Here is a 12,324-nt window from a genome sequence, read left to right on the forward strand (position 1 = left end):
TTCGTGGCGCAACCGACCTACTCCCTGCGCGCTCTCGTGCTGCGCCGTACGAAGCTGGGGGAGAGCGACCTCATTCTCACGCTGCTTTCCGAGGACGGCAGCCAGAAGCGGGCCGTAGCCAAAGGGGCCCGGCGGCCCAAGAGCAGCTTCGCGGCGCGCACCGAGCCCTTTTGCGTCATCGACGCCCTGTGCGCGACGGGCCGAAGTCTCGACATTCTGAAGGAGGCGCGGCTCGTCGCGGCCCATGACGCCTTGCGCTGCAACCTCGAGGCCTCTGCGGCCGCCGCGCCCGTAGCGGAGCTGCTCGCCCGCATGAGCCAGCGCGACCTCGCCAACCCGCGCCTGTTCCAGTCGGCGATGCGCATGCTGGACGCCATGGACGGCGCCGATGACAGCCACCGTGCGGCGCTTTCGGCCGCCGAGCTGTTGAAGATCCTCGCCTTCTCGGGCCTGCGACCGAGCCTCGAGGTCTGCGTCGGCTGCGGCGAGCCGGTGGCGCTCGTCGAGGGCGCACGCATCCCGTTCTCGGCTGCAGGCGGCGGAGTGCTCTGCGAGAGCTGCCGGGGCCTGGACGAATCCGTGCTTGTGGATGCCGGCACCCTCTGCTGGGCGCAGTACTTCCTCACAACCCCCTTCGACGCCATTGCAGAAGGGCCGGCCGACCTTACGGGCACCTTCGCCGTGCTGCACCTCGTGCAGGATCTCGTCCGCGCCCACATCGGCAGTTCGCTGAAGTCCCTCGAGTTCCTCTTCACGTGCGGCCTGTTCTAGTGTCGCACCGCTTTTTTCGCCGCGCTCACCCAGCCCCAATATGCAGAAACCGTGTCGCTCGCGGAAACCTTGGGCGAGCCGCGCCGCAAGTGCCCTATACTGGGCGGGCTGCCAAAACGGCGGCGGAATTCGCCTTTGGTTCCCACGGACCACTTCCATGGCTACCCAAGACGGATGGAAACGGTAGGCCGCGCACGCGGCGAAGACGGGGGAGACCCCGGGAAAGAAAGGTGGACCAGCTATGGCCAGCAAGCTCAGCATCTCCAAGGAGCGCACCGCGGAACTCATCAAGGAGTTCGGCAAGAACGATCAGGACTCCGGTTCCGCCGAGGTTCAGGTCGCCATCCTCTCGGAGCGCATCCGCAACCTCACCGAGCACCTGAAGACGCACAAGAAGGACAACCACACCCGTCGCGGCCTCATGATGCTCATCGGTAAGCGCCGCGGTATGCTGAAGTACATCAAGGAGCGCAACATCGAGGAGTACCGCGAGCTCATCAAGAAGCTCGGTATCCGCGACAACATCTAGCTCGAGCATGTACGGGGCCCCGCCTGGGGCCCCGTTTTCTGCTATAAGCGGTCGGAAGCGCATGAGGTGCCGACGGTCGCGGGGGCGGCGAATGTAAGTAGCCGCGCCCGAAGAAGTCCTCCGCAATGAGGCGGGGGAGTTGAAGAGAAAGAAAAGCGTTATGACGAAAATTGTCGAAGAATTCGAGTTGTACGGCAAGCAGTACCGTCTCGAGACCGGCGAGCTGGCCAAGCAGGCCACCGGCGCTGTGCTCGCGACCTGCGGTGCCACGAGTGTGCTCGTGACCGCCGTCGTCTCCAGCCAGGAGAAGGACTACGACTTCTTCCCGCTCACGGTCGACTACATCGAGAAGATGTACGCTGTGGGCCGCATCCCCGGCGGCTACCTGAAGCGCGAGGCGAAGCCCTCCGACCACGGCACCCTCGTGGCCCGCACGGTGGACCGCCCCATCCGCCCCGGGTTCCCCGACGGCTACAAGAACGAGGTGCACATCGTGGCCACCCCGTTCGTCATCGACGGCGAGAACCTGCCCGACACCATCTGTGTGGCCGGCGCCTCTGCGGCGCTGCTCGTGGGCGGCGCCCCCTTCGACGGCCCGGCGGCCTGCGTACGCATCGGCCGCGACATCGAGACCGGCGAGTTCATCGTGAACCCCACCAACTCCGAGCAGGAGAACTCCGATCTGGAGCTCACCATCGCCGGTACCGCCGACTACATCTCCATGGTGGAGGCCGGCGCCGCTGAGATCTCCGAGGAGGACATGCTCGCCGCCATGACCTTCGGTCAGGAGGCCATCGCCGCCTTCTGCGAGAAGCAGGCTGCCTTCCTCGCCAAGGTGAACCCGACGCCCATGGACTACACCATCCACGCTGCCGACCCGTCCGTGGCCGAGCGCGTCGACGCCCACCTCGACGAGATGTCCGCGGCCCTGAAGGACGCCGACAAGGCCGCCCGTATGCAGAAGGTGGAAGAGCTCAAGTCCTCCATCATCGAGAATGACTTCACCGAGGAGGAGCGCACTACCTGGGGAAGCGACATCAAGGCGGCCCTCAAGGCCCTCGAGAAGCGGGCCATGCGCGCCATGATCCTCGAGACCGGCGAGCGCGTCGACGGCCGCACCCCCGAGGAGATCCGCCCGCTGTACATCGTGCCGGGATACCTGCCCCGCGTGCACGGCTCGGGCCTGTTCCAGCGCGGCCAGACCCAGGTCATGTCCGTGTGCACCTTGGGAATGCTCAACGAGTGGCAGCGCCTCGACACCATCTGGCCCGAAGAGGGCAAGCGCTACATGCACCAGTACAACTTCCCGCCCTACTGCACCGGCGAGACCGGACGGATGGGTGCGCCTAAGCGCCGTGAGGTGGGCCATGGTGCCCTGGCCGAGCGCGCGATTGCTCCCGTGCTGCCCGACACCGACACCTTCCCCTACGCCATCCGCGTGGTCTCCGAGGTGCTGGAGTCCAACGGTTCCTCCTCCATGGCCTCCACGTGCGGAAGCTGCCTGGCTCTGATGGACGCCGGCGTGCCGATCTCCGCGCCCGTCTCCGGTGTGGCCATGGGCCTCATCAAGGAGGGCGACGACGTGGTCATCCTCTCCGACATCCAGGGCATCGAGGACTTCCTCGGCGACATGGACTTCAAGGTCTGCGGCACCCCTAACGGCATCACCGCCCTGCAGATGGACAACAAGGCCAAGGGCCTGTCCGTCGAGATTTTGGCCCGCGCCCTGAAGCAGGCCCACGAGGGCCGCGCCTTCATCCTGGCCGCCATGCTTGAGACCATCGACGGCCCGCGTGCCGAGATGAAGGAGACCGCGCCGCGCATCGAGACCATCAAGATCCCCGTGGACAAGATCCGCGACGTCATCGGTTCCGGCGGCAAGGTGGTTCGCGGCATCCAGGAGGAGACCGGCGCCTCCATCGACATTCAGGAGGACGGCACCATCCACGTGGGCGCCGTCTCCGGCACCGCCATGCAGGCGGCCAAGGACATGATCCTCGGCATTGTGAAGGAGCCCGAGGTGGGCGAGGTCTTCGAGGGCGAGGTCGTCGGCATCAAGGACTTCGGCGCCTTCGTGAAGCTCACGCCGGGCAAGGACGGCCTGCTCCACATCTCGCGCGTGGCCAACGGCCGCGTCGGCAAGGTGGAGGACGTGCTGAGCCTGGGCGACATCGTGAAGGTGGAAGTGCTCGAGATCGACCCGAAGACGGGTAAGATTTCGCTGGACCGCCTGGACAAGCCGGACGCGCCGGCTTCCGCGTCCCCGGCTCCGCGCGACAAGGGCGAGCGTCACGAGCGCCGCGAGCGTCGGGAGGACAACCGTCCCGGCCGCGCCGGCCGCACGCCGCGTCGTCGCCACGAGAGCGGCAGCAGCAACTAGCGTTTTATGGAAAGGGTCGCGATTGCGGCCCTTTCTTGTTGCAATCGGAATCCGCTACGCCGGCACCGTCCTGTAGGGGCAGACCTTAGTCTCCCCTAACGCCCCAGCGAAAGAGAAACCGGGGATGCCTAGATGGTTCGGATTGCTTAGGTAGAAGTTCACGCCGCGACACTCCCGGAGAGGAGCCAGGGGGCACCTTGATTCGCTCAGACAGTCCTCGCCGGTATCGAAGGCGCGCTAGCTGCATTGCTCCCTGCATCATCGCGCCTTCGATACCGTCTGCGGAACTCGCTCGGTCAAGGCGCCCCCTGTCTCCTCTTCGCTCTCACGTTGTTGCTTTACAATAGCGTTCACGCTTCTTGTTGAATCTGACTGGTGTATGGGAGGTTTCCTATGATTAAGGTTGCGGTGGCGGGTTATGCGGGGCGCATGGGCTCGGCGGTGGTTGATGCGGTAACGGCTGCGGATAACATGAATGTGGTCTGCGGCATCGATCCCCATGCCAAGGAGGCGCCCTTCCCGGTGTTCGACACGCTGGCAGAGGCGCTGGATGCGACGGACGTCGATGTGCTCGTCGACTTCACGCAGCCGAACGTGGTGGCGGGCAATCTCTCGGTGGCGCTGCCGCGGGGGGTCGACTGCGTGGTGGGAACGACGGGGCTCTCCAACGAGACGCTGGAGGGGCTTGCCGCCTCGGCGGCGCCGGGGACGTGCCTGTTCTACGCGCCGAACTTCACCACCGGCGCCGTGCTCATGATGGAGTTCGCGAAGGCGGCGGCGCCCTACTTCCCCGAGGCCGAGGTCATCGAGTACCACCACTGCAACAAGAAGGACGCGCCCTCCGGTACCGCCGTGCGCACCGCCGAGATCATCGCGGAGGCCCGCGCCCCCCGCGTGAGCGAGGCTCCCGGCCGCGAGACGGAGATCGCCGGGGCTGAGGGCGCTCGCGGGGCGCTCATCGACGGCGTGCCGGTTCACTCCGTGCGCTCCATGGGCTTTGTGGCCAGCCAGGAAGTGATCTTCGGCTCACTGGGTCAGACGCTCACCATTCGCCATGACTCGTGGGATCGCACCTCCTACATGCCCGGCGTCCTTCTCGGCATCCGCAGCGTAGGGAACCGCGACGGCCTCATCGTGGGCCTCGAGAACTTTATGAATTAGCCACTCAGCCCCCATTCGTTCGCAGACACCATCCGTAGGGGGCGGCCTTGGTCGCCCCTGTTTTGTCTCGCGCGATCGTCCCGCTCGTCAGGGCCGACCAAGGTCAGCCCCTACGGAGCGGACGCAAGGGCAGTGCCCGCTTGGGACAGCATCTTATCCCCGCAGGTTGTGCGTTTGACGGACTTACGGGCGCTCGCGTTTCCCCGTCGAGCCAACCATGGCATAATAGAGCTGTGCTAGGGCAGCCACGCCCCCCGAGTTTGTTTAAGGAGATACTTCCATGGAGTTCAAGCGCGATCCTCGCTTCGGCCGCATGATTCCGGCCATGGTCACCCCGTTCAACGCCGACCTCGAACTCGATCTCGACCGGGCTCAGGAGCTGGCCGACCGACTCGTGCGCGGCGGTGCCGACGCCCTCATCGTCAACGGGACCACCGGCGAGAGTCCCACGGTGTTCTACCCCCAGAAGCTCGAGCTGTTCCGCGCCGTGGTGCGCGCCGTGAACGGCCGTATCCCCGTCATCGCGAACGTCGGCGACAACTGCACGGCCGACACGGTGTACTTCGCCCAGGATGCCGCCAAACAGGGCGTCGACGGCTTCATGTGCGTCGTGCCCTACTACAACAAGCCCCCGCAGGAGGGCCTGTACCGCCACTTCAAGACCATTGCGGATTCCACGGACATACCCATCATCCTGTACAACATCCCCGGGCGCTGCTCCATCAACATGGAGGGCGACACCACCCTGCGCTTGGCCCACAACTGCGACAACGTCGTGGCCATCAAGGAGGCCTCGGGGAACTTCGATCAGATCAAGTACATCATCGACAACGCTCCGGCCGGCTTCGACGTGTACTCCGGCGACGACTCGTCCACCCTCGACATCATGGAGCTGGGCGGCGTGGGCGTCATCTCCACCATTGGCAACGTCGCGCCCGACCGTATGAAGGCCATCGTCGATCTGGCCGCCAAGGGCGAGTGGGATGCGGCCCGTGAGGCCAACGAGGCCCTGATGCCGCTCATGAAGGGCCTGTTCGAGACCTCGAACCCCATCCTCGTGAAAGAGGCCTTGAGCCTCATCGGCTTCCCTGTCGGCGGCGTGCGTCTGCCGCTCGTGGACGCCACGCCGGAACAGTCGGCGCGCCTGGCCTCCATCATGCGCGAGGTCGGTGTTCTTGACTAGAATCGTCCACCATTGAAGATGCGACGCCGGCCCGACGCCCTCGGGTCGGCGTTTTTGCGCGTTACTACCTTTAGAAAGAGGCATTGAATGACCAAAGAAAACCAAGAGAAGCAGAACGGCCGCACGGAGGGCGGCAACGGCAAGAACGCCAATCGGCGCAACAACGATCGCCGCAAGAACAACACCTCCTTCAAGCGGGTGAACCTGGAGCGCAAGCGCCCGCAGCTCTCGCGCGGCGAGACGGCGGCGGCCAAGGAGGCCCCCTCCGGCGGCCGAAAGCCGCGGCGCGGCTCGAAGGCGGGCAAGGATCCGAACGCGAAGCTCAAGATCATCCCGCTCGGCGGTCTTGACGCCATCGGCAAGAACATGACCGCCTTCGAGTGCAACGGCGACATGATCTTGGACGACGCGGGCCTGATGTTTCCCGACGACGACCACCCGGGCATCGATCTCATCCTCCCGGATTACACCTACGTGCTGGAGAACGCCGACAAGCTGCGCGGCATCGTCATCACCCACGGCCACGAGGACCACACCGGCACGCTGCCGTACCTTCTGAAGGATCTCGACCGCACGGTGAACATCTACGCCACGAAGCTCACGCTCGGCCTCATCGAGGGCAAGTTCGCCGAGCACCGCGTGAAGAACGCCAAGCTCATCGAGATCAAGCCCGGCGACGAGGTCAAGCTCGGCTGCTTCACGGTGGACTTCTTCGCCGTGAACCACTCCATCCCCGGCGCGGTGGGCCTGTTCATCCAGAGCCCGGCCGGCAACGTCCTGCACACCGGCGACTTCAAGCTGGACCAGACCCCCATCGACGGCATCACCACCGACTTCGGCGCCCTGGCGCGCTTCTCGGAAACGGGCGTGGACCTCATGATGAGCGACTCCACCAACGCCACGAACCCGAACTTCACCCCGTCCGAGGCCGAGGTGGGAAAGACCTTGGAGCAGATCATCTCCCAGGCCAAGGGGCGCGTCATCATCGCCAGCTTCGCGAGCCACATCCACCGCATGCAGCAGATCTGCGACGCGGCGGTGAAGAACGGCCGCAAGGTGGTGGTCACGGGCCGCTCCATGATCCAGAACACCGACATCGCGCGGCGACTCGGCTACCTGAACATCTCCGACGACAACCTCATCGACGCCTACGACCTGAAGGGCATCCCGCCGGAGCAGGTGGTCATCATGTGCACCGGCAGCCAGGGCGAGCCGCTTTCGGCTCTGGCCCGCATCGCCAACGGCGAGCACAAGACCATCGAGATCGAGGAGGGCGACACCGTCATCATCTCGGCCACGCCGGTTCCCGGCAACGAGAAGGCCGTCACCCGGGTCATCAACCAGCTGGCCAAGATCGGCGCCGACGTGTACGACAAGAGCCGGGCGCGGGTGCACGTGTCGGGCCATGCCGGGGCCGAGGAGCTGAAGATCATGCTCTCCATCGTGAAGCCGAAGAACTTCATGCCGGTTCACGGCGAGGCCACGCACCTGCGGGCCCACGCGAAGCTGGCCGAGGCCACCGGCGTCGATCCCGACAACATCTACGTGCTGGAGAACGGCGACTCACTGGAGCTTTCGGCCATGGGCGTGGCCCGCGGCGAGGGCGTGCCCTCGGGCATCGTCTACGTGGACGGCCTGTCGGTGGGCGACACCTCCCAGGACGTGCTGGACGAGCGCAACACGCTCGGCAACCAGGGCTTCGCCTCGGTGGCCGCGGCCGTGAACATGAAGGATCGCAAGCTCATCGGCCAGGTGCAGGTGTCCATGCACGGCATTACCGGCGGCGACGACTACTATCTGGCCCACGAGGCCGAGAACACCGTGGCCAACGCCCTGCGCAAGTGCCTTTCCAAGGACGGAGGCGTGAAAGAACTGCGCAAGGCCGCCCGCGACGCGCTGCTCTCGCTTCTCTGGGAGCGCACCAAGCAGCGTCCCATGGTCGTCGTGAACCTGCTGGAGGTCTAGAGGCACCGTGGCGCGCAATACGAGCACCAACAAAGAGAAGGCGAGCGCCCAGAAGGCCTCGGGGAACCCGTCGAAGAGCGGCACGCGCAAATCCGCCGCGGCCCGCAGCCGCGCCGTTGAGGCCGAGCCCCGCATCTTGGACGACCGCACGCGCCGCGACATCGTGGGCGTCGGCTTCATCATTTTGGGCATTGTGCTGTTCATCGCGGCCGCGGCTCCGGCCGGGGCCACCGTGACCGACTTCCTTTCGGAGTCGCTCCATGTCGTCTTCGGCGTGGGCTGCTACATCATGCCCTTCTTCCTCGTCGCCATCGGTGGCGCCGTTCTGTACCGCATGCAGTCGGAGCGCATGTCGCTGCGCGTCACGTTGGGCCTCTCGCTCATCCTCGTGGCGCTGCTCGGCATCATCGCGCTGTTCACGCCGACGACCGGCACAGGCCCTGCTGCCCTGTTCGACCGCATTGCGCTCGTGACCCACGGCGGCTATGTGGGGGCGGCGCTCGCCTGGGTGGGGCTCACGCTCTTCGGGCCGGCCATCTCCGCCATCCTGCTCATCGGGGTGGCCATCGTCGGCGCCATCGTCATCGGATTTTCCATCTCCGCATTTCTGGAGAAGGTGCGCGCCCGCTGCGACTTGGACGGCGAGGGTGCCGCCTCCCTCATCCCCGATGCCTTCGGATCTATGAGGCGGGGGAGGGGCAAGCCGCCGCTGACGACCATGGCCGAGTCCGCCGATCTGCCCCCGGCAGCCCATGGGGCGCCCACCGCCCGCATCTCCTTGGGCGAGCAACCGCGCCGGCGCTCCCGCGGGACTGCGGCCGACGCCGTGCCCGATGCGGCCGTCACGCGGCAGCTGGGCGCCCAGAAGACGGGCGGTCTCGTGCCCATCCAGGCCCCGGATCCGCGCGAGGTGGCCGAGGTGGAGGACATCTCCGCTGTGGAGCCGGCCGCTCCCATGACCCGCAAGCTCGGGCGGCGCCGGCAGGAGGCCGAGGCCGCCGAGCGCGAGGCCGCGAAGACGAAGCCCGTGAGCAAGAAGGCCGCCCCCAAGAAAAAGAAGGAGGCTCCGGCCCAACCGATCTCCAAGGACGGCTTCCAGCTGCCTCCCATGAATCTCCTCGCCACCGGCGGCGCCCGCCGCGGCTCTACCGAGGAGGAGCTGCGGGAAGTGGCCGCCGAGCTGCAGGGGACCCTGGAGGACTTCGGCGTCATGGCGAGCGTGGTCGGCTGGGTGGAGGGCCCTACGGTGACGCTGTTCAAGGTGGACCTGCCCTCCGGCGTGCGCGTGAGCAAGGTCACCAACCTCACCGACGACATCGCGCTGGCGCTCGCCGCCCCCGGCGTGCGCATCTTCGCCCCCATTCCCGGCACCAACTACGTGGGCATTGAAGTGCCCAACCGCAACCGCCAGATGGTGTATCTCCCCGACGTGCTCGCCGCTGCGGGCCCCGGGCCGCTGCAGGTGGCCATCGGCGAGGACGTGGAGGGCCACGCCATTGTCCACGACCTGGCGAAGATGCCCCACGTGCTCATCGCCGGCACCACCGGCTCGGGCAAGTCGGTCGAGGTCAACTCGATGATCATGTCCATCCTCATGCGCGCGACCCCGGCCGAGGTGCGCTTCATCATGGTAGACCCCAAGCGCGTGGAGTTCGCCCCCTACGAGGGCATCCCGCACTTGTACGTCCCCGTGGTCACCGAGTGCCGCGAGGCCTCCAGCGCCCTTTCCTGGGCCGTGGCCGAGATGGAGCGGCGCCTGAAGATGTTCTCGAAGTGCGGCGTGCGCAACATCATCACCTTCAACGAGAAGGCCCGAGCGGCCCAGGCGGCCGACGAGGCTGCCGAAAAGAGGGGAGAGGAGCCGCCGGAGAACCTCTACGGCGAGCCCATCCCCTACATCGTCATCGTCATCGACGAGCTGGCCGACCTCATGATGAATGTGGGCAAGGAAGTCGAGTTCTCCATCAGCCGCATCGCGCAGCTCGCCCGCGCCGCCGGCATCCACCTCATCATCGCCACCCAGCGCCCCTCCACCAACGTGGTCACAGGCCTCATCAAGGCGAACATCACCTGCCGCATCGGGCTTACCGTGGCCTCGGGCATCGACTCCCGCGTCATCCTCGACTCCACAGGCGCCGAGAACCTCATCGGCATGGGGGACATGCTCTTTGCCAAGCCGGAGTACCCCAAGCCCATCCGCATCCAGGGCCCCTACATCCCCGACGACGAGATCGCCGCCGTGGTGGCGCACCTGAAGAGCCAGGGCGAGCCGGAGTACCACTCCGAGATCCTGAAGACCAACGTCGTGACCTTGGGCGACTCCTCGCCTTCGGGAGAGGGGGGCTCCGAGGCCGACGATCCGCTTCTGTGGGAGGCCGCCGATGTGGTGGTTTCAAGCGATTTGGGCTCCACGAGCAACCTTCAGCGTCGCTTGAAGGTCGGATACGCGCGAGCTGGACGTATAATGGATCAGTTGGAAGAAAAGGGCATCGTGGGCCCGGCCAACGGAAGCCGCCCGCGCGAGGTGCTCGTCGACCAAATGGAACTGGAAACACTGAAGGCCTTCGAGGCCGCTGACGAATAGGCCGGAACGGAATCGCACCGCAACGGCCAACGGAAAACACAGAGGAGACCATCGTGGCGAGACAGACATCATTCGGCGAGGCGCTTGCCCATGCCCGCGAGCGCAAGGGACTCGATTTGTCCACGGCCGCCCGCAAGCTGCGCATCCGCCCGGATATCCTGCGCGCCATCGAGGAGGGTGATTTCGCCCGCATGCCCCCGCGCGGCTACACGTCGAACATGGTGGGCGCCTACGCGCGCCTGGTGGGGCTGAACCCCACGGAGGTCACCCGCGCCTACCGGGAAGAGGTCTATCAGTTCGAGACGGGCCGCCGTCCGGCGAGCAACCGTCGCGAGCGCCCCCGCGATGCCGGGCGCACGGTCGCGCTGCCCTCCAGCCGCGATCGGGGATCCTCTCGGGGCTCCTACCGAGACGATTACGCGGGCTCCACGCGCTCCGGCCGTTCCGGCTTGGGCGGTTCCTCGGCCCGCACGGGCAGAGCGGCCCCGCAGCCCCAGTACACCAACCTCGTCCAGGGCCGGCAGGCCCCGGGCATCGCGGCGAACATCGGCTCTTACTTGCCGCTCATCATCGTGGGCGCCATCATCGTGGGCCTGCTCGTCCTCGTGATCGTCCTGGCCTTTGGAAACCGCGCAGCGCCGGAAAGCGATGTGCCTACGGTGCCTATCTCCGGCATGCAGAACCCCGCCGGCACCGATACCGGTGCCGCGAATGAGGGCGGCACCGACGCGACGGCGCCCACCCAGCAGCCCGTGGCGCCGACGAGCGCCAAGTTCAGCTACAACGTGCCCGAGGGCTCAAGCGTCTACATCGAGGTCGTCCAGGACGGCAAGACCGTGGAGGCGGGCGATGTCACCGGGCCCAAGACGGGCGATTTCGATGTGACCGGAACGCTGAAGTTCGTGCTTTCCGGTGATGACGAGGACATCGCCGCCGTCAAGCTCACCCTCGACGGTGAGGAAGTGAAGGCCGAGGATCAGAACGGCCGCGGCGTCTACACCTACACCGTCAACTTCGAGGACGTGCTCAACGACTGGAAGCGTGCCAACGGCGTGGCCGGCGCCTCCTCGGATAGCTCCGGCGACTCGGATTCCGGCTCCTCCTCCGGCTCGGATTCCTCGAGCGACGACTCCAGCACAAGCGATAGTTCCTCCGGCACCTCGGGAAGCGGCGACGCGTCTGATTCCGGCGAGGACTCCTCCGACAACGCGGCCTAGCGGGCCCATCGAGAAAGGCAATCAACCCATGGCTAAAGAATCCAGCTTCGATATCGTCTCCACGGTGGATATGCAGGAGGTGGACAACGCCTTCCAGCAGGCCCGAAAGGAGCTCGCCCAGCGCTACGATCTGAAGGACTCGGGCGCTGAGATCTCCCTGGACAAAAGCGCCGGCACCCTGACGGTGACCGCGCCGGCCGATTTCGTGGCCTCTCAGGTCATCGACGTCATCGGCAGCAAGCTCATCAAGCGCGGCATCGATCTTACCGCCGTGAAGTGGGGGGATTCCACGCCTTCCTCCGGCGGCGGGGTGCGCCGGTGCGCCACGGTGGTCAACGGCATCGACAAGGAGACCGCGGGCAAGATCAACAAGGACATCAAGGCCCAGAAGCTCAAGTGCAAGGTGACCATCGAGGGCGACAAGCTGCGGGTGAGCTCTCCCTCTCGCGACACGTTGCAGGAGGTCATCGCCTTCTTGCGCGGCCAGGACTACGGGCAGCCGCTGCAGTACGTCAACTATCGCTAGGGCTACAG

The 12,324-nt window shown here is 66.1% G+C and carries 9 protein-coding genes; all 9 read left to right on the forward strand.

Translation table 11 applies throughout. The annotated features are described in order from the left end of the window. Nucleotides 1-3: 3 nt before the first annotated feature. Nucleotides 4-771, forward strand: a complete 768-nt coding sequence (gene recO, locus ACW4LP_RS06830) for a DNA repair protein RecO (RefSeq protein WP_161127245.1) — start codon at nucleotides 4-6, stop codon at nucleotides 769-771. Between the two features lie 241 nt (nucleotides 772-1,012). Continuing rightward, complete coding sequence (gene rpsO, locus ACW4LP_RS06835) at nucleotides 1,013-1,300, forward strand: 30S ribosomal protein S15 (RefSeq protein WP_022739929.1); 288 nt, start codon at nucleotides 1,013-1,015, stop codon at nucleotides 1,298-1,300. A 160-nt stretch (nucleotides 1,301-1,460) separates the two neighbouring features. Next, entirely contained in the window at nucleotides 1,461-3,680 is a 2,220-nt protein-coding gene (locus tag ACW4LP_RS06840) for a polyribonucleotide nucleotidyltransferase (protein ID WP_455803638.1), read from the forward strand. 393 nt (nucleotides 3,681-4,073) lie between these two features. Beyond that, nucleotides 4,074-4,841 (forward strand): 4-hydroxy-tetrahydrodipicolinate reductase, encoded by a 768-nt coding sequence (gene dapB, locus ACW4LP_RS06845; protein WP_455803639.1) that lies wholly within the window; start codon nucleotides 4,074-4,076, stop codon nucleotides 4,839-4,841. A 280-nt stretch (nucleotides 4,842-5,121) separates the two neighbouring features. Beyond that, a complete protein-coding gene (dapA, locus tag ACW4LP_RS06850) occupies nucleotides 5,122-6,024 on the forward strand; it encodes a 4-hydroxy-tetrahydrodipicolinate synthase (RefSeq protein WP_455803640.1) in 903 nt (300 codons plus the stop codon). 87 nt (nucleotides 6,025-6,111) lie between these two features. Continuing rightward, entirely contained in the window at nucleotides 6,112-7,989 is a 1,878-nt protein-coding gene (locus ACW4LP_RS06855) for a ribonuclease J (protein WP_455803641.1), read from the forward strand. Between the two features lie 7 nt (nucleotides 7,990-7,996). After that, complete coding sequence (locus ACW4LP_RS06860; protein ID WP_455803642.1) at nucleotides 7,997-10,573, forward strand: DNA translocase FtsK 4TM domain-containing protein; 2,577 nt, start codon at nucleotides 7,997-7,999, stop codon at nucleotides 10,571-10,573. A gap of 53 nt (nucleotides 10,574-10,626) precedes the next feature. After that, nucleotides 10,627-11,790: a helix-turn-helix domain-containing protein gene (locus ACW4LP_RS06865; protein WP_302383120.1), complete on the forward strand. Its 1,164-nt coding sequence runs from the start codon at nucleotides 10,627-10,629 to the stop codon at nucleotides 11,788-11,790. A gap of 28 nt (nucleotides 11,791-11,818) precedes the next feature. Next, nucleotides 11,819-12,316, forward strand: a complete 498-nt coding sequence (locus ACW4LP_RS06870) for a YajQ family cyclic di-GMP-binding protein (protein ID WP_114548343.1) — start codon at nucleotides 11,819-11,821, stop codon at nucleotides 12,314-12,316. Nucleotides 12,317-12,324: the final 8 nt, after the last annotated feature.

This window comes from Adlercreutzia sp. CNCM I-6215, assembly GCF_977072315.1.

What these genes read in the sequence shown, in the direction of transcription:
- dapA (WP_455803640.1), top strand. Translation starts at nt 5,122, where the DNA reads ATGGAGTTCAAGCGCGATCCTCGCTTCGGCCGCATGATTCCGGCCATG.
- ACW4LP_RS06855 (WP_455803641.1), top strand. Translation starts at nt 6,112, where the DNA reads ATGACCAAAGAAAACCAAGAGAAGCAGAACGGCCGCACGGAGGGCGGC.
- ACW4LP_RS06840 (WP_455803638.1), top strand. Translation starts at nt 1,461, where the DNA reads ATGACGAAAATTGTCGAAGAATTCGAGTTGTACGGCAAGCAGTACCGT.
- dapB (WP_455803639.1), top strand. Translation starts at nt 4,074, where the DNA reads ATGATTAAGGTTGCGGTGGCGGGTTATGCGGGGCGCATGGGCTCGGCG.
- rpsO (WP_022739929.1), top strand. Translation starts at nt 1,013, where the DNA reads ATGGCCAGCAAGCTCAGCATCTCCAAGGAGCGCACCGCGGAACTCATC.
- ACW4LP_RS06870 (WP_114548343.1), top strand. Translation starts at nt 11,819, where the DNA reads ATGGCTAAAGAATCCAGCTTCGATATCGTCTCCACGGTGGATATGCAG.